Source organism: Natronosalvus sp. KLKA75 (assembly GCF_059736265.1).
This window is the reverse complement of record NZ_CM185522.1, coordinates 1,114,408-1,130,942: the sequence shown is the minus strand read 5'-3', so window position 1 is coordinate 1,130,942 and position 16,535 is coordinate 1,114,408. Positions and strand designations below refer to the sequence as shown.

The 16,535-nt window shown below is 65.8% G+C and carries 17 protein-coding genes and 1 pseudogene; 7 read left to right on the top strand and 11 right to left on the bottom strand.

Going from position 1 to position 16,535, the window contains the following annotated elements; translation table 11 throughout:
- Positions 1-2: 2 nt before the first annotated feature.
- From mnhG to mbhE, 7 genes and pseudogenes are all read right to left on the bottom strand, one after another.
- Positions 3-365, bottom strand: a pseudogene (mnhG, locus tag AC6I65_RS05470) (monovalent cation/H(+) antiporter subunit G); the annotation flags it as partial.
- On the bottom strand, positions 362-691 hold the full coding sequence (locus AC6I65_RS05465) for an MrpF/PhaF family protein (RefSeq protein ID WP_497903038.1): 330 nt from the start codon (positions 689-691) through the stop codon (positions 362-364). The pseudogene mnhG and the gene AC6I65_RS05465, both read right to left, overlap by 4 nt.
- The gene (locus tag AC6I65_RS05460) at positions 684-1,388 is read right to left on the bottom strand and encodes a Na+/H+ antiporter subunit E (RefSeq protein ID WP_497903037.1); all 705 of its coding nucleotides are present in this window, start codon (positions 1,386-1,388) and stop codon (positions 684-686) included. Before AC6I65_RS05460 ends, AC6I65_RS05465 begins: the two co-directional genes overlap by 8 nt.
- Entirely contained in the window at positions 1,388-3,049 is a 1,662-nt protein-coding gene (locus AC6I65_RS05455; protein ID WP_497903036.1) for a complex I subunit 5 family protein, read from the bottom strand. Before AC6I65_RS05455 ends, AC6I65_RS05460 begins: the two co-directional genes overlap by 1 nt.
- Positions 3,046-3,417: a sodium:proton antiporter gene (locus tag AC6I65_RS05450; protein WP_253433838.1), complete on the bottom strand. Its 372-nt coding sequence runs from the start codon at positions 3,415-3,417 to the stop codon at positions 3,046-3,048. The genes AC6I65_RS05455 and AC6I65_RS05450 overlap by 4 nt, the downstream gene beginning before the upstream one ends.
- Positions 3,414-3,878: an MnhB domain-containing protein gene (locus tag AC6I65_RS05445; RefSeq protein WP_497903035.1), complete on the bottom strand. Its 465-nt coding sequence runs from the start codon at positions 3,876-3,878 to the stop codon at positions 3,414-3,416. Before AC6I65_RS05445 ends, AC6I65_RS05450 begins: the two co-directional genes overlap by 4 nt.
- A complete protein-coding gene (gene mbhE, locus AC6I65_RS05440) occupies positions 3,875-6,460 on the bottom strand; it encodes a hydrogen gas-evolving membrane-bound hydrogenase subunit E (RefSeq protein WP_497903034.1) in 2,586 nt (861 codons plus the stop codon). The genes AC6I65_RS05445 and mbhE overlap by 4 nt, the downstream gene beginning before the upstream one ends.
- 135 nt (positions 6,461-6,595) lie before the next feature.
- Between mbhE and AC6I65_RS05435 the strand changes: the two genes are divergently transcribed.
- The 4 genes from AC6I65_RS05435 (at position 6,596) to AC6I65_RS05420 (ending at position 9,435) form a co-directional block, all read left to right on the top strand.
- Positions 6,596-8,257 (top strand): tRNA uridine(34) 5-carboxymethylaminomethyl modification radical SAM/GNAT enzyme Elp3, encoded by a 1,662-nt coding sequence (locus AC6I65_RS05435; RefSeq protein WP_497903033.1) that lies wholly within the window; start codon positions 6,596-6,598, stop codon positions 8,255-8,257.
- A gap of 125 nt (positions 8,258-8,382) precedes the next feature.
- Positions 8,383-8,658 (top strand): 2'-5' RNA ligase family protein, encoded by a 276-nt coding sequence (locus tag AC6I65_RS05430; RefSeq protein ID WP_497903032.1) that lies wholly within the window; start codon positions 8,383-8,385, stop codon positions 8,656-8,658.
- A 93-nt stretch (positions 8,659-8,751) separates the two neighbouring features.
- Complete coding sequence (locus AC6I65_RS05425; protein WP_497903031.1) at positions 8,752-8,913, top strand: hypothetical protein; 162 nt, start codon at positions 8,752-8,754, stop codon at positions 8,911-8,913.
- Positions 8,914-9,024: 111 nt separating this feature from the next.
- The gene (locus tag AC6I65_RS05420; protein WP_497903030.1) at positions 9,025-9,435 is read left to right on the top strand and encodes a universal stress protein; all 411 of its coding nucleotides are present in this window, start codon (positions 9,025-9,027) and stop codon (positions 9,433-9,435) included.
- A 162-nt stretch (positions 9,436-9,597) separates the two neighbouring features.
- Here the strand turns inward: AC6I65_RS05420 and AC6I65_RS05415 are convergent, their stop codons facing one another.
- Positions 9,598-9,975, bottom strand: a complete 378-nt coding sequence (locus AC6I65_RS05415) for a thioredoxin family protein (RefSeq protein WP_497903029.1) — start codon at positions 9,973-9,975, stop codon at positions 9,598-9,600.
- Positions 9,976-10,126: 151 nt separating this feature from the next.
- Between AC6I65_RS05415 and AC6I65_RS05410 the strand changes: the two genes are divergently transcribed.
- Positions 10,127-11,506: an NAD(P)/FAD-dependent oxidoreductase gene (locus AC6I65_RS05410; RefSeq protein ID WP_497903028.1), complete on the top strand. Its 1,380-nt coding sequence runs from the start codon at positions 10,127-10,129 to the stop codon at positions 11,504-11,506.
- A 95-nt stretch (positions 11,507-11,601) separates the two neighbouring features.
- Positions 11,602-12,114 carry a dCTP deaminase/dUTPase family protein gene (locus AC6I65_RS05405; RefSeq protein WP_497903027.1) on the top strand — a complete coding sequence of 171 codons (513 nt, stop codon included), beginning with the start codon at positions 11,602-11,604 and terminating at the stop codon, positions 12,112-12,114.
- 10 nt (positions 12,115-12,124) lie between these two features.
- Here the strand turns inward: AC6I65_RS05405 and AC6I65_RS05400 are convergent, their stop codons facing one another.
- Positions 12,125-12,961, bottom strand: a complete 837-nt coding sequence (locus tag AC6I65_RS05400) for a BtpA/SgcQ family protein (RefSeq protein WP_497903026.1) — start codon at positions 12,959-12,961, stop codon at positions 12,125-12,127.
- 233 nt (positions 12,962-13,194) lie between these two features.
- Between AC6I65_RS05400 and AC6I65_RS05395 the strand changes: the two genes are divergently transcribed.
- Positions 13,195-14,286, top strand: a complete 1,092-nt coding sequence (locus tag AC6I65_RS05395) for an NADH:flavin oxidoreductase/NADH oxidase (RefSeq protein ID WP_497903025.1) — start codon at positions 13,195-13,197, stop codon at positions 14,284-14,286.
- 14 nt (positions 14,287-14,300) lie between these two features.
- Here the strand turns inward: AC6I65_RS05395 and AC6I65_RS05390 are convergent, their stop codons facing one another.
- The gene (locus AC6I65_RS05390; RefSeq protein WP_497903024.1) at positions 14,301-15,449 is read right to left on the bottom strand and encodes a mechanosensitive ion channel family protein; all 1,149 of its coding nucleotides are present in this window, start codon (positions 15,447-15,449) and stop codon (positions 14,301-14,303) included.
- 93 nt (positions 15,450-15,542) lie between these two features.
- A complete protein-coding gene (locus AC6I65_RS05385; protein ID WP_497903023.1) occupies positions 15,543-16,106 on the bottom strand; it encodes a thioredoxin family protein in 564 nt (187 codons plus the stop codon).
- Positions 16,107-16,535: the final 429 nt, after the last annotated feature.

The following is a 16,535-nucleotide window of genomic DNA, read 5'->3' as shown; positions in this document are numbered from 1 at the left end:
GGATCGGGTGCTCGTTCGTCGCCGGTCCGTTCGGGCGGTCGCTCGAGCGCGTCGGGATCGGGCCAGGTGACCCCCTCGACGAAGGGAATCCCAATGCGCTCGGCGGCGCGGGCGATCATGTGCGAGCCCGTCGGAATCGTCAGGAACAGGAAGAGGATGCCGACGAGCGCGGTCAGTCCTTCGGCACCGGGGCCGAAGTGGACGAACCCGGCGAGGAACATCGAGGCGGTTCCGAGGGTCGTCGGCTTGCTCGTCGCGTGCATCCGGTTGTAGACGTTTGGTAGTCGCAGGAGCCCGATGGTGCCGACGGTCAGGAAGAACGTCCCGACGACGACCAGGCCGATCACGAGGGTCGTTCGGATCACTCGATCACCTCCCCTTCGGTGAGGAACTTCGCGACCGCCACGGTCGCGATGAAGCCGATGATCGCCAGGACGAGGCTCACGGTGATGAACAGCCCGCGGTCGGTCAACAGGGCCACGAGGACGGCGATGGCTACCACGTTCGTCGCGATGGCGTCGAGTCCGATGACGCGGTCCGGTTCCGTCGGCCCGCGGATGACGCGATAGCTCGCGAGTACGCACAGAATACCCGCGATCACCAGCGCCGCACGGATAGTCGTCTCGAGGACGGCCGGCGGAGCGCTCGGCTGCGTGGCCGAGAGCACCTCGAGAAGGGTGGGGTCAGTCACGGTTCTCGCCTCCGTCTTCGTTCTCTCGCCCGGCTCTGTCGGCAGCCTCGAGTTCGTCGGCCAGCTCGTCCGCTGGCAGCTGGTTCACCGCCGAGGTCTCGTCGGCGCGTTCGTCGGGCGGGGTCGGCGTGCTCGCCCGAGTACCGCCGGAGACGACGATGTCCCGCGTCGGATCCTCGGGACTCGCTCGCTCGTCGAAGATCACGAGTGCGTACTCCTCCCACGTCCTGATCGTTCTGGCGATCGCCTCCGGGTCGCGGCCGTCGACCGCGTGGATGTAGAGCGCGTTCGTCTCGCCGTCGTAGTCGAGCGTGACGGTCCCCGGCGTGATTGAGACGCTGTTGGCGATGGTCGTGATCGCGAGGTCGGTCTCGACGCGCAGGGGGAACAGGAACACCTCCGGTTCGATCGGCATCGAGGGCGAGAGGACGCGCTTCGTGACGTCGACGTTCGCCCGCAGGATCTCCCAAGTGAAGATCCCGAGGTACGAGAGGGCGGACGGAATCGCGCGAACGCTCCGCGGGACGTCGACCCACTCGTCGTAGAGCCGACGGAAGACGAACGCGACGGGAAAGCCGACGGCGAGTCCCAGGAGCAGCTGTCCGAGGACGGCAGATGGCGTCAGGGTGACGCCGCGGACGAACACCCACAGGAGTGCAAAGACGACGCCGGCGAGGGGCCAGGTTCTGGTCCGCATCAGTGGTCACCCCCGGATCCCGTCGGGACCTCGTCAGCCGGATCGACGGCCTCGACGTAGGTGTCGGCGTCCAGCGCGGCCTCAGCCCCGGCCTCGGCGAAGGCGTAGACTGGCTCGAAGCCGACGCCAACGCCGACGATCGCGAGGGCGAGCGCGAGGAGGACGGCCGCCTGTACGTGATCGGTCACCGCCGTCTCGACCGCCGTGGACGGCGGGCCCCAGAAGCTCCGCGTCCACAGGCGCGTCGCGTACACGAGCGACAACACTGATCCGGCGACGACTACGACCACGAGCGCGCTCGAGGCCGTGCGCGCGGCGACGTCGAAGACGAGGAACTTCCCGAAGAAGCCCGACAGCGGCGGGATGCCAACGAGTGCGAGCGAGCCGACGAAGAACGGCACCGCAATCGACGGACTGCGCCCGGCCAGACCGCCCAGGTCGGCGAGGCGGCTCGTTCCCGTCGCGGTCCGGACCGCCCCGACCGCGAGAAAGAGCAGCCCCTTCGCCAGGGTGTGGTTGAGCGCGTATACGAGTGCGGCGACGATGCCGAGCGTTCGGAGCTCCGGGACCGCCGCCGCGATGGCGACGGGGAGCGCGATGAACCCGACCTGGCCGATGCTCGAGTACGCCAGCACCGACTCGATGGAGCGGCCGCCGACGGCGCCGAGTCCGCCGACGAAGATGCTCGCGACAGCCATGGCGAACAGCGCCGCGCCGACGAAGACGAGTGGCGAGTCGCCGGCAAGCTCGAGGCCCGTGAACGGTACCGCGAGGGAGACGTCGACCGGTGCGTCGCCGACAACGGTGAACGAGAGCCGGATGATCGCGTAGATGCCGACCTTCTTCGTCGCCCCGGCGAGGAGGGCGGCGATCTGTGGCGGCGCGGCCTGGTACGCCGACGGAATCCAGAACTGGAAGGGGACGAGTCCCGCCTTGATGGCGAAGACCGCGAGCAGGAGGCCGAAGAGGCCGACGACCGGCACGGGGTCAATGCCGTAGGCCGCCGGCTCCGCGAGGCGCCTCGAGAGGTCGGCCATGTTGAGCGACCCCGTCGTGGCGTAGAGCCCGCCGACGCCGAGCAGGAAGACGGCGCTCGCGACGAGGTTGAGGCTGACGTACCAGAACGCCGCCCGGGTCTGGAGGGGGCCGCCGTCGTAGGCGACGAAGAGGTAGCTGGCCATGAGCATCACCTCGAACCAGACGAACAGGTTGAACAGGTCGCCCGTGAGGAAGGCCCCGGTCACGCCCACCATCAGGAAGTGAAACAGCGGGAAGTAGTACCGGTGGCGGTCGAGGTCGGGCAACACCCGGATCGAGGAGAGCAGCGAGGCCATCCCGATCACGGCGACCATCGTCAGCATGAACGCCGAAAGACCGTCGACGACCAGCGTAATCCCGAAGGGGGCGGCCCAGCCGCCGACCTGGTAGGTCGCGATCCCCGGGGCGTCGGGCGCGAGTACGAGGTACCAGTCAATCGCCACCACGGCGAGCAGGTACGCGACCGCACCGAGGACGCTGACACCGATCCGGCCGCGGTGCTGGCGGCCGGAGAGCAGGCTGGCGACGGCGGTCACGAGGGCGATCAGGAGCGGAGCGACGACGAGGGTGGAGGCCGCGTCGGTTCCTGTTGCCGCCGGGATCGGGATCCACGGCGCGATCATCGTCGATCACCCGCCTCGTCCGCTTCGGCCAACTCGGCCAGCGCGAGCGTCCCGTGTTCCTGGTAGACCCGATACGAGAGGAACAGGGCGAACGCCGTCATCCCGAAGCCGATGACGATGGCCGTCAACACGAGCGCCTGGACCAGCGGATCGGTCACGCCCGACGGCGGCTCGCCGTGGCCCGCCAGGACGGGGACTGCGTCGGGGCCAGCAGGGAGTATATTCCCCATTGCCAGCAGGTAGACGTTCGCCGCCTGGCTGAGCAGCGACAGCCCCCAGACGACGCGCACGAGGTCCTGCTGGAGCAGCAGGTACGTCCCGATGGCACACAGCGCGCCGACGACGGTCGCGACGACGATAGCGGTCATTCGTCACCCACCACCGAGAGGATCGTCAGGAGGCCACCGAGTACGACGCACATGACCCCGAAGTCGAACGCCAGCGCGCTGGCGATCTCGACGTGGTGGTAGATCGGGACCCCCTCGAACTCGCGGAACGTCTGGCTGAGGAACGGGTAGCCGAGGGCCATGGGGACCAGGGCACTGATGACGGCGATAGCCAGCCCGTACTCAAACAGTCGACGGTAGGCGAGGACGACGCGATCCCGGGAGGGTGGCCCGCCGGGTTCGACATCGCGTCCGAGGACGCCGCGCTCGAGGAAGTCGAGGTCGAACGCGAGGTAGATGACGACGAAGGCGGTGGCCGCGAGGACGCCGCCGATGAAGCCGCCGCCGGGGAGGTTGTGGCCCTCGACGAACAGCGAGGCGGCGACGACCAGGATGATGGGGACGACGACGCGGGCGGTGGTCCGCATGATTACGGTGGTCATCGGTCGGCACCTCTCGAGTCATCTGTGTCTGTGTCCGTGTCCGTATCCGTCCCTGTGTCACCAGTTTCTTCGTCCGTATCCCCGTCCACATCCGTCTCACCAGTCGTCGTGTAGAACCCCTGCGCCTCACCCCCCATCCCGCGCTCGAGGACATCGGCATCGTCCGGATAGTCGTCCGCCTCGAGTCGCGCCCGCTTCGCCCGGTCGCCCGTCCGTTCGGTGTTCGAGCGCATCGTGATCAGGGTCGAAATCGAGATGGCCGCGAGCGCGACCACGACGAGTTCGCCGAGCGTGTCGAACCCCCGGAAGTCGACGAGGGTAACGTTGACGATGTTCGTCCCGCCACCCCCCTCTACGGCCCACTCGACGTAGTACTCGGCGACGTCGGTCGCGCCGTCCGGACGGGCGCCGGTCGTCACGAGCACCGTGACGAAGGCGGTGACGCCGACGACCGCCGAGAGGACGATGTCCCGGATCTCCCCAACCAACGAACGGCCCGTCTCGACGAACTCGGGAACCTCCTCGATGACGAGCAAGAAGAGCACGAGCACCAGCGTCTCGACGACTAGCTGGGTCAACGCAAGGTCGGGCGCGCTCGCCAGGATGTAGAAAATCGCCAGCATGAACCCGAGGATCGAGAGCGTCAGTACCCCTGAGACGTGGCTGCGGGCGACGGCGACCGCGACGCTGGCCAGCACTGCGACGAGCAGGATCAGGGCGACCTCGAGGCGGACGTCCGTCCCGAGTTCGAACGGCGTGATCGCGCCGGTCGCGCCGAAGCCGCCGAGGACGAGCGCGCAGATGCCGAGCAGCGTCCAGGTCGCGTACGTCCGGAGGAGGCCGTCGTGAACCGTCGCGTCGAGCCGGTCGGCCAGGACCTCGAGGCCGTCGACGGTGCCGTCGTACCAGCGCGACGGGTTGATAGCGCGCGTTCGGCCGACGAGTCCGGCCGCTCCGCGATGGAGGCGGTCGACGAAGGGGAACAGGCCGATGCCGAGGGCGATCGTCACCGCACTCATGCCGACGGGAAGGTTGAGGGACGTGGGAAGTCCGACGTGCATCTCGTGGGGATCGGTCGCCGTCGCGTCGAAGCCCGCCTGGACAATCGCCTGGACGGCGAGGTCGGGATCGACGCTGACGACGACGGCGAGTAGCGTCAGGACGGCCGGCGAAGCGAGCAGCGGGATCGCCGGTCGACCCGCGTGCTCGGGCGTGGAGATGCGATCACCGAAGAAGATCGACAGGAACCGCAGCGAGTAGAGGACGGTGATCACGCTCCCGAAGACGGCGACCACCGGGTAGACCCACTCGAGGACGCCGACGTCGTGATAGGTGCCGACCTCGAGGACCGCCTCGAAGAGCAGTTCCTTCGAGTAGAAGCCGTTGAACGGCGGGATGCCGGCCATCGAGAGGGCGACGATGGTCGTCATTCCGGCCGTGATCGGCAGGTGGTGACGGAGCCCTCCGAGTTCCGAGAGGTGCCTGGTCCCCATCTGGTGGGCGACGATGCCGGCGATCAGGAAGAGGGCGGCCTTGAACAGCGCGTGGTTGAGCAGGTGAAAGACCCCGGTTTCGGCCCCCAGATACGACGGGACACCGAAGCCGGCGATCATCAGCCCGAGGTGGCTGGCCGTCGAGTACGCGAGCAGTTCCTTGATGTCCGTCGACGCCAACGCCAGAATCGCACAGACGACCATCGTCGTCAGACCGAGGGTCACGAACAGGAGGAGCCACTCGGAGCCGACGAAGATCGGTCGAACCCGGCCGACGAAGTAGACGCCGACTTTGACCATCGTCGCGGAGTGCAAGAACGCGGAGACTGGCGTCGGCGCGGCCATCGCGTTCGGCAGCCAGAAGTGCAGCGGGACCTGCGCGGACTTCGTGGCCGCGCCGACGGCGATCAGGCCGAGGGCCGGGAGGAACAGCCCTCGTTCGCGGAGGCCCGCCTCCATCGCGTCGGGGTTCTCGAGCATCGCCGCGAGGTCGAACGCGGCGGTCGAGCCGATGACGTCACCGGCGACCAGCGAGAGGAGGAGGAGGCCGACTAGCAAGAACAGGCCGCCGCCAGCGGTGACGATCATGGCCATGCGGGCGGCCCGCGTCGAACCCGGGTCCGACGTGTAGTAGCCGATGAGGAGGAACGACCAGACGCTCGTGAGTTCCCAGAAGACGAAGATCGCGATCAGGTCGGCCGCCAGCGCGACGCCGATGATCGAGCCCATGAACGCGAGCAACGCCCCGTAGTATCGGCTCAGCCCGTCCGACCCGCGAACGTACGCCGGCGAATAAGAGAAGACGAGCACGCCGATGCCGCTCGCGAGGAGGGCGAACAGCAACCCCCAGCCGTCGACGGTGAATCGAAGCGCGATCTCGAGGGAAGGTATCCAGGATAGCTCGACCGTCCCCGGATCGGTCGTCGCCGTCTCGTACTGGGTGGCGAGCAGTCCGAACGAACAGAGGGCGACGAGGGCGCCGACGTAACCCGTTTCGTCGCCGAGGAAACGAACCAATAGCGGGGCGAACCCGGCAGCCAGAAAGGGGAGAAAAACGGCCGCGAGAACGACCGGCAGGTCGGGTGACATCTGATACGCCGACGATAGGACGAGGCCGTCCTTAAACGATTACCTTTCGGGTTTCGGCCCGTGGGTTTTCGGCCTCGAGTCCCGGCCCTCGAGAGTCCGACACGCTTATTCACGAACGGGCACCAGTACCTACCAGTGAGTACCGAGACGCCCGATCCGACCGACACCGACGCGTTCGAGCGCGCCTGCGAGGCACTCGTCGAGCGCCTGCTTGAGGGCGACATCGAACGCGAGGAGGTCGAGAAGGCCAAACTCGAGGTCTGTTCGGACCACTCCTCGCCGAAGGTGCCGAAGAACTCCGAACTCCTCGACTTCGCCCCAAGCGAGCGCCGCGAGGACCTCGAGGGCCTCCTCCGTCGCAAGCCCGTCCGCACCGCCTCGGGCGTCTCCCCCGTCGCGATCATGACCAGTCCCGAGCGCTGCCCCCACGGGAAGTGCCTCTACTGTCCGGGCGGCCCGGACTCGGAGTTCTCGAGTTCCCAGAGCTACACCGGCCAGGAACCCGCCGCCGCCCGCGGCGTCCAGAACGACTACGACCCCTACGGCCAGGTGACCCTGCGCCTCGAGCAGTTGCGCGAGATCGGTCACCCCGTCGACAAGGTCGAACTCATCCTGATGGGCGGAACGATGACCGCCCGGAGCCACGACTATCAGGAGTGGTTCGTCAAGCGCGCCCTCGAGGCGATGAACGACTACGACGTCGAGAAGGATCCGGAACCGGCCGAGGGCGAGAGTTTTGCACAGAACAGCGAGGACTACGAGTTCCGCTACCTCGAGGACGTGATCGCCGAGAACGAGACCAACGACGTCCGCAACATCGGGACGACCTTCGAGACCAAGCCCGACTGGTGTGACCCCGAGCAGATCGATCGGATGCTCGATCTCGGGGGGACGAAGGTCGAGGTCGGCGTCCAGACCACCTTCGAGCGGATCAACCGCGAGATGCACCGCGGCCACGGCACCCAGGATTCCATCGATGCCAACCGACGGCTCCGGGACTCGGCGTTCAAGGTCGGCTTTCACATGATGCCGGGCCAGCCAGGGATGAGCAAAGAGATGTGCCTCGAGGACTTTCGGGAACTGTTCGAATCCACCCAGTGGCGCCCGGACTACCTCAAGATCTACCCGACGCTCGTGGTGCGCGGGACGGCGACGTACGACTGGTGGTACAACGACGAGTACGAGCCGCTGACTAACGAGGAGGCTGCCGACCTGGTCGCGGAGATTAAGGATATGATCCCCCGGTACACCCGCCTCCAGCGCGTCCAGCGGGACATCCCGGCGGACTTCATCGACGCCGGGGTCTGGAAGTCGAACCTCCGTCAGCTGGCTCGCCAGCGGATGGCCGAGCACGGCTGGACCTGCGACTGTATCCGCTGCCGGGAAGTGGGTATGAACGACGAGGAACCCGAGGAGATCGATCTCGACGTCATGACCTACGAGGTCTGTGGCGGCACCGAGCACTTCATTTCGATCGAGGACTTCCAGCAGAACCTCCTGATCGGCTTTTGCCGGCTCCGGTTCCCCAACGATCCCGTGAGACCGGAACTCGAGAACGCGGCCCTCGTGCGCGAACTGCACGTCTACGGCAGTGAAGTGTCGGTAGGCGATACGAGCGAGGGTGACCAGCATCAACATCAGGGCTACGGCCGCAGGCTGATGACCCGCGCCGAGGAACTGGCGGCCGACGCGGGTTATGACAAGATCAGCGTCATCTCGGGCATCGGCGCGCGGGAGTACTACCGGAACAAACTGGGGTACCACCAGGACGGGCCGTACGTGAGCAAGCGGTTCTAGAGCGGCCCTGTCGAAATCCCGTTAGTTCGACGTTCTCGGCACTGAAACGGCCGTGAAGTAGGCGTGTGAATTGCTTCTCGGATTATCAGGAGAATATTCTTATAGATGGCTGAAAGTTTTGAATTGTGACTACCATTATCGGACCCACGCTTCCTGACCCGTATTTCAGCACCGTCGAATCGATATGGGACGAGTTAGTGGATGAGTTCGGTATCGACCGGTATATCAACCCATTTCCGCACTTCACCCTGTACGCCCTGAACGATGAGGTCGATATTGCAACCGTTGAATCCGCCATTGAGGAGACTGCTGGAGAACACGCTCCGTTTTCTGTTCATACAGATGGTATTGGCATCTTCCCCGGAAATCACGTCTGGCTTCCGGTCGCTAAATCCCCCTAGCTCACGGCACTCCACGCTGACGTCGTACGGGCGGTTGAGGATTCGGGAACGGCACCAGTGCCATTTTACGAACCGCATAGATGGTTTCCACACGTGGGCCTGGCACTCGGCATCGATGACGAGCGGACCTGCGACATCGTTGCGTTCCTGCTGGAGCGCGATTTCGAGTGGGATTTTACGGTCGATAATATCACAATCACCCGGCCACCGGCCGATGGAAAAGAACACGAAATAGTGGCATCTATCGACCTGTAATCCGCTGAGACGTCAACAGAGCCGGCTGACTCAGTCCTCCGCCGGGGAAAGTATCGGTCCTCGAGCGCGTGCCGTACTGACATTTATTAGCGCTCGCCGTCGAGTGCACGTATGGCAATTCTCGTCGCCTACGACGGCTCGGACCCCGCACAGGAGGCGGTCGAACACGCGGTTCGCAAACATGCCGACGAGGAGATTATCCTCTTGCGCATCGTCGAACTCGCCGACGGCTTCACGAGCGCCGGCTACAACCTCCTCAAAGAACAGTTCGAAGCGGACGAGGAGGCGCCGGAGGTCTCCGAGGAACTCCGACTGTTACTCGACGAGGAAGACGTCGAATTCCGGATCGAGACCGCCGTCGGCGACCCCGCTCGAGAGATCGTCGAGTTCGCCGAGGACAACGCTGTCGACCACATCATCGTCGGCAGTCACGGTCGACAGGGGGTCTCGCGCGTGCTGCTTGGGAGCGTGGCCGAGAAGGTGGTTCGCCGAGCCCCGATGCCGGTAACCGTCGTTCGGTAAGTGGTTGATCGACGAATCCCTGGGGGGAATCGAGCATTTGTCCTTTAGCTATTAATTCTATAGTATTGTCCTATCGGCCGATAGTCTGCCACAGAGCTGAATCGATCGGTCGATCGGAATCGGCGCACGACCACCCACCCTCCCTGTACGGCCAACGAAACGCTACTGATCGGTCTCCGGCTCGAGCCACGCGATGACCTCCTCGGTGGGGATAAAGCCATCCGCGCGGCAGGCGACGGGTTCGCCGTCGACGAACGCGACCAGCAACGGCACGCTCCGGACGTCGAATCGCTCGATCAGTGGCGGGTCGTCCCGCGGATTGATCGTGCCGATGGCGACGTCGGTCGCTCGAGCGACGCCCCCCAGGACGGGGACCATCGCGTCGCACATCGAACACCCGGCGGTGTAGAACTCGACGAGCGCGCGGTCGTGGTCGGCGACGAACGCCTCGAGGTCGACCTCGCTCTCGAGGGAAACGGGGCGCTCGGAGGATCGGTCGGTCGCGTCGGCGTCCGCCGTCTCTGTCGGTGTGTCGCTCATAAGCGGCGTACGGCTCGAGGCTACGTTTGTCTTGTGCCGCCCGATCCCCGAGCATAATGCATCCGTGTGACGGAGACCCAGCGTCGCGAGTCCGTTCTCGTCGCAGCGACTTTCAGGCACTTTAATAGGGGTCGCTGAGTCCCCACGCTGTATGGAACGCGTTGACGTTGCGATCGTCGGCGGTGGGCCCGCGGGTGCGTCGGCGGCCGAACGGGCCGCCGCCCACGGCGCCGAGACGGTCCTGTTCGAACAGGGCGTCCCTCGAGAGGATCGAGAGGGCCTCGGTCCGGACTCGACCGACGCCGCGGGGATGCTCGACTACTGGATCGACATCATGGACTTCGACTACGAGGAGATCCCCGACGAGGTGATCCTCCGGGAACTCGAAGGCACGGAGTTCGTCGGACCCACGACGAAGATCCGCCTCGAGACGACGGGCATGGAGGCCCGGTATCCGAAGTTCGGCTACACCTTCCACCGCGCGCGAATGGACGACTGGCTTCACGAACGCGCCGCGGACGCGGGGGCCGACATGCGCGTCGGGACGGGCGTCAAGAACCTCGAGAGCGACCTCTCGGGCGAGCCGGTCCACACCCTGACGCTGTCGAACGGCGGCGAACTCGAGGCGAGCCACGTCGTCCTCGCCGACGGGCCACAGCGCCGGATCACGCTGAACGCGCTGGATCAATTTCTGGTGGGCAAGAGCGTCTCCGACCACCTCTCGCCCCCGACGGCGAACCACATCGCCTACCAGCAGTACCGCGAGTTCCCCGAGGAGCTGTTCGCCGAGTTCGAGGACACCCTCAAGTTCTGGTGGGGCTACATGCCCGGCGAGACCGCGTACCCGTGGATCTTCGCCAACGACGGCACCGTCGCCCGCGTCGGCCTGACGATGCCCATCGGGATGGACCTCGAGGATGTCGCCCACCCCGAGTCGTACAAGCTCCTGAAACCGAGCGACGACGGCATTCCGAACGGCGCAGAGTACATCCGTCGCCTGCTCGAACTCGAGTACGGCGACGAGTACGACGTCGAGGAAGACATCCCGATCGTCGAAGATCGCGGGAAGTCGAAGGGGACCGAGACCTACCCCATCTCGTCGACGCGACCGATCGAGTCGCCGGTGGGCGCGAACATCGCCGTCGCGGGCGGCGCGATGGGGACGACCTCGGCGTTCCACGAGGGCGGCTACCACGTCGCCGTTCGCACGGGCAAGATCGCTGGACGACTGGCGGCGACGGACGGTCTCGAGCACTACAACGAGGTCTGGAAGCGAGCGATCGGCGACGAGATCCTCCGGAACGTCGCCTTCGCGGACATCGTCAAGGACTACGAGCCGGACGACTGGGACTGGGCGTTCGACGTCATCAGCGGGATGCAGGGCTCGAGCAGCGGCGACGGCCCCATCCTGGAGAAACGGCTCACGTCGGGCGTCGGCGGCGCAAAGATCCTGATGGCCTACAGGAGACGGAAATTCAAGTACCGGAACGGGAAGTACGTCCAGTTGAGCGAGGACGAGTACGTCTACTGATCGCTGAGCGACGAGGTCGGTACCGCGGCTCGAGTACCAGCGGGCGCCTCGAGACACCACGCTTTTTCACCTCCGGGACCGTTGCCTCGACCAGCATGTCCGTCGAGCACGACGTCTTACCGTTCGTCGACAACCTGGTGTACGAGCCCGAACAGGTCCACGACCACGGCGTCGACCTCACGGTGGCCGCCGTCTACGAGGTCGCCGGACCCGGTCGCCTGGACTTCGGGGGCGACGAACTCGAGGACGCCGACCTCGAGCCGGTCGGTACGGAGCCGCGAAACCCGGACGACGAGTACGAGTGGTGGACCCTCGAGGGCGGCCAGTACGTCATCCAGTACAACGAGTTCCTGACGGGTGCCGAAGACGACGGACCGCTGGTCCTCCAGCCGCGTCACGAGTTGCTGGCTCGAGGGGGATCTCACCCGACCGTCTACGTCTTCACGCACCTCCCGTTGCTCCCGCTCTCGATCCCGGCGGGGGGTATTCGGATCAAGGAGAACGCACGGGTCTCGACGTTGCTGGCGCTCGATTCGGGCGAGGGCTCGCAATCCGGTAGGACCGACGGTTCCGAACCGGTCGACGCTCGAGGGGACGTGGATCGCTAAAGAGCGAACGCTACGTCTCCGCCGTTCGAGCCGCCTCCATCAACGCCTCGACTCGTTCCCGTGAAACGGGATTCGTCGTCTCCCCGCCTTCTTTCAGCGTCGTCCCGACGATCGCCCCGTCCGCGCCGACCGCAAAGGCGTCGTCGATCGATTCGGGCGTGACGCCGCTGCCGACGAACACCGGCACTGGGACCGCCACCTCGCGGTCGACCGTCGATACCGCTTCGACCACTCGCTCGAGATCCTCGAGCGACGTCGTCTGTCCGGTGCCAGCCCCAGAGACGATTAGCCCGTCGGCCCGTCCACGGACCGCCGTCTCGAGGGCGGTCTGTGCCAGCCCCGCCTCCCCGAGGGGCGTTGCGTGCTTGACGTCCACGTCTGCAAGGATGGCCACGTCGGCCTCAAGGCGATCGCGGAGCCGGACCGTCTCGTGCGCTCTCCCCTCGACGATGCCCTGGTCCGTCGTCGCGGCGCCGACGTGGACGTTGACCCGGACGAACGAGGCCCCCGCTGCCGCGGCGACCGAGAGGGCGGCCTCGGCGTCGTTTCGCAGGACGTTGACGCCGACCGGAACGTCGACCGCGCTCGTAATCGTCGTCACGAGTGCCGCCATTTCGGCGACGGTGTGGGTCGGCACCTCGTCGGGATAGAACGGCGAGTCGCCGAAGTTCTCGACGACGATGCCGTCGACGCCGCCGGCCTCGAGCGCGGCCGCGTCCTCGAGCGCGCGAGTTCGGATCGCCTCGCGGCTTCCTCCGTAGCCCGGCGATCCAGGGAGCGCTGGGAGGTGGATCATTCCGCAGATTGGGCGTTCGGTTCCGAAGGCGTCGCGGTGATTCCAGTCCATACGCGTCGTGCTCGGGCGAACCGTATTACTGTTGGGAGGAACAGTTCGCGTCTCGCGTTCCACGCGTACCAATAGTACAAAAAATATAGTAATATGGTGCATTTCGTTTCGAACGACGCTCCCCTCGAGTGAACCGACGGCAAACTCGAGTCGAATCGAACGCGAATCCTCGATTGCGGCAAGGACGTCGCTTGTCGGGCCGGTTTTCCGCATCGAACTCGTCTCTTCGCTCGATGACGAACCTGTTCTCGCCACTGCGGCTTCGCGATCTCGAGATCCCCAACCGCATCGCCGTCTCGCCGATGTGCCAGTACTCCTCGCCGAACGACGGCCTGGCGCGGGAGTGGCACCGCGTCCACCTCGGCAGCCGGGCCGTCGGCGGGGCGGGGCTGGTGATGGCCGAGGCGACGGCCGTCGAGGAACGCGGACGCATCTCGACGCACGACCTGGGCATCTGGAGCGACGCCCACGCCGAAGCGCTCGAGCCAGTCACCGCGTTCCTGAAATCGCAGGGGTCGGTGCCGGCGGTCCAGCTCGCCCACGCCGGCCACAAGGCCAGCAAGAACCAGCCCTGGGAGGGGAACGTCCCCGTTTCGCTCGCAAACGGCGGCTGGGAGGTCCTGTCGCCCTCGCCCGAAGCGTACCCATTCGAGCACGAACCCGAAGAAATGCGCCGGGCCACCACGGGGGACATCGAGGGCGTGATCGACGCCTTCCGCGAGAGCGCGAAACGGTCGCTCGCGGCCGGCTTCAAGGTCGCGGAGGTCCACGCCGCCCACGGCTACCTGCTCCACCAGTTCCTCTCGCCGGTGACAAACCGCCGCGAGGACGACTACGGCGGCAGCTTCGAGAACCGGACCCGGATCGTCCGGGAAGCGACAGCGGCGGTGCGGGAGGTGTGGCCCGACGACCTTCCCGTATTCGTCCGCATCTCTGGCACCGACTGGCTCCCCGACCGGGAGTCCTGGGACCTCGGGCAGTCGAAGCGCCTCGCTGCCGACCTGGTGGACCTCGGCGTCGACCTGATCGACGTCAGCTCCGGCGGCGTTCACCCCGACCAGCAGGGACCGTCGGGACCGAACTACCAGGTGCCCCTGGCGGAGGGGATCGACGAGGCCGTCGGCGACGAGGTCGCCGTGGGCACGGTCGGCGGCATCACGCGAGCCGAGCAGGCCGACGCCCTCGTGCGAAACGAACGCGCTGACCTGGTGCTCGTCGCTCGCGAGTTCCTGCGGGATCCGTACTTCCCGCTCCGGTGGGCCGACGACCTGGGGCTCGAGGGGCCCGAGTGGCCGGTGCAGTACCGGCGAGCCGTCGGCAAGTGATCACGGTCGAGAATTCAATCGGTCGGCTGACCGACCTCGAGTCCTTCCCGTGAGCCCTCGGTAATCGGGAACCCGTCGTCGCCTCGCGGGGCGTGGACTCGCTGGGGGAAGGGAATCTCGATCCCTTCCCGCTCGAATCGCTCCGTCACCGCCTCGATCGCCGCAGTCTGGGCATCGAGCTGGCGACGCTTCGTCGGGTCGCCGATCCAGACCTGGAGTTCGAGGACGATCGCCGAATCGCCGAACCGCCTGGCGACGACCTGCGGATCCGGACTCGTTCGGATTTCCTCGAGGTCCTCGACGGCGTTGACGACGACCGCCCGCGCCCGCTCGAGGTCGGTGTCGTAGTCGACGCCGATCTCGACGTCGACGCGGAGCTGGTCGTTTTCGGAGTAGTTGACAAGCTGGCTGTCGGTGATCTCGTCGTTCGGTACGAGGACGTGTTTCTCGGTGAACGTCTGTATTTTCGTGTTGAAGATGGTCACGTCGGTGACGATCCCGGTCGTGTCGTTGACCTCGATCCAGTCGCCGACGCGAAACGGCCGCGAGAAGAGCAGGATGAACCCGGCGAGCATCGCGGCGAGCGTTTGCCGGGCGGTGAGCGCGACGATCGCGGTGACCGCGCCGGCCCCGATGAAGATGTTGGTGAGGTCTACGCCCCAGATAGTGAGGATGAGCGAGGCGGTCCCGAGAACGATCGCGACGTCGGTGACGTGGTAGGCGACTTCGCGCTGGTGGGTCGTGATCGCGTCGGTCTCACTGAGTTTGTCGATCGAGCGGTTGACGAACCGGATCGCCAGGTACGCGACGGCCACCAGCGCCGCGGTAACGAGTTGCTGGGCAGCCGTGAATCGATTGACCTGGGCCGTCTCGAGCGTGTACGCCAGCACGTAGGTGACGTGCCAGACGACGCTGAGCGCGTAGACGGAACCGGCGACGAGCACGCCCATCGCCGCGACGGTCGTCGCTTCGGCGACCTGGACGCCGTAGCGGCGTCGAAGGGAGGGGTGGCCCAATCGGGCGAGCCAGAACCCGAGAACGACCCCGAGTACGATGACGACGGTCGCCAGTAGTTGCGCCTCGAGCGTCGAGAGGTACGTCTCCTGAATGGAGGGAAGCGGCTCCGGGCGAAGCGCCTGGAGCGGGCGGACAGCGGCGACCATACGAACGGCGCCTATGGGTGCAACGATATAAGGAGCGCGGCCGGCAGTTTCAACGTCGGTAGCGATGGTGACGGGAAATGGCTCGAGACCCGATCAGTCGTCGGTCCACTTGATCGAGCAACCCCGGGAGGGCTGCCACTCGAGGTCGACCGATTCGCCGGCGAGGACGTCGTTGATCGCCTTCCGAATGTGGTAGCGACTGGGCTCGTCGTCGGGGTTCGGTGCGTCGTCGAGTCGACCCTGGTAGACCAGCCTGAACTCGTCGCCGTCGCGTTCGAAGAGGAACGGATCGGGCGTACAGACGGCACCGTAGGCCTTCGCGACGGCCTGGGTCCGATCCCGGAGGTAGGCGTCGTAGGCGATCGTTCCGTCCTCGACGAGTTCCTGCATCCGGTCGAAGGAGTCCTCGGGATACTCCTCGGAATCGTTCGAGTTGATTCCGACGACCGCCACGTCGTCGTACTCGGCGGCGATGTCGTTGAGCAGGTCGATCTTCGCCTTCGCGTACGGACAGTGGTTGCAGGTGAAGACGACCAGCAGGGCTTTGGCATCGGCGAAGGACTCCAGCGTGTAGGTCTCGCCGTCGACGCCCTCGAGTTCGAACGTCGGCGCGGGGTCGCCGGCCTCGAGTTCGCTCTCGGATTCTTTCATGACCATAGGGGAGTGTGCAACCGTATCCTCCTTAAGCGCCCCGTTCCCGAAATCAGATGTCGAAGAAGATCAGCAGGCTAAAGAGCGCCACGGCGACGCCCATCGCGCGAGTGACCGCGACTTTCCAGTCAACCGGCTCCACACTGAATCAGGATCGTTTGCTGCCGATGGAGTCCAACTGTTCTTCGAACCGGGCGAGTTTGTCGGGCCAGAGCGCCCCGGCGAGTCCGACCGCGATGACGACCGTTCCCGGTATCGGATTGACCATACCTGGTAGTTACAGTTCGGCGACATATTCTTTCTGCTCGCTGTACCGCGGGAGGATCGAAACCGGGCTCGAGTGCCAATTCCGCGGCCTCGCGGCCGTAACGGTAGGCTCGAGCCCGATGATCTTGCAAGGGAGATGCATTTGCGCGTCCTGCTCGCAGTAACAGT

Coding starts and splice junctions, on each gene's coding strand:
- AC6I65_RS05460 (WP_497903037.1), bottom strand. CDS start 1,388: ATGCGGACCAGAACCTGGCCCCTCGCCGGCGTCGTCTTTGCACTCCTG.
- AC6I65_RS05455 (WP_497903036.1), bottom strand. CDS start 3,049: ATGATCGCGCCGTGGATCCCGATCCCGGCGGCAACAGGAACCGACGCG.
- AC6I65_RS05450 (WP_253433838.1), bottom strand. CDS start 3,417: ATGACCGCTATCGTCGTCGCGACCGTCGTCGGCGCGCTGTGTGCCATC.
- AC6I65_RS05445 (WP_497903035.1), bottom strand. CDS start 3,878: ATGACCACCGTAATCATGCGGACCACCGCCCGCGTCGTCGTCCCCATC.
- mbhE (WP_497903034.1), bottom strand. CDS start 6,460: ATGTCACCCGACCTGCCGGTCGTTCTCGCGGCCGTTTTTCTCCCCTTT.
- AC6I65_RS05420 (WP_497903030.1), top strand. CDS start 9,025: ATGGCAATTCTCGTCGCCTACGACGGCTCGGACCCCGCACAGGAGGCG.
- AC6I65_RS05415 (WP_497903029.1), bottom strand. CDS start 9,975: ATGAGCGACACACCGACAGAGACGGCGGACGCCGACGCGACCGACCGA.
- AC6I65_RS05410 (WP_497903028.1), top strand. CDS start 10,127: ATGGAACGCGTTGACGTTGCGATCGTCGGCGGTGGGCCCGCGGGTGCG.
- AC6I65_RS05405 (WP_497903027.1), top strand. CDS start 11,602: ATGTCCGTCGAGCACGACGTCTTACCGTTCGTCGACAACCTGGTGTAC.
- AC6I65_RS05400 (WP_497903026.1), bottom strand. CDS start 12,961: ATGGACTGGAATCACCGCGACGCCTTCGGAACCGAACGCCCAATCTGC.
- AC6I65_RS05395 (WP_497903025.1), top strand. CDS start 13,195: ATGACGAACCTGTTCTCGCCACTGCGGCTTCGCGATCTCGAGATCCCC.
- AC6I65_RS05390 (WP_497903024.1), bottom strand. CDS start 15,449: ATGGTCGCCGCTGTCCGCCCGCTCCAGGCGCTTCGCCCGGAGCCGCTT.
- AC6I65_RS05385 (WP_497903023.1), bottom strand. CDS start 16,106: ATGGTCATGAAAGAATCCGAGAGCGAACTCGAGGCCGGCGACCCCGCG.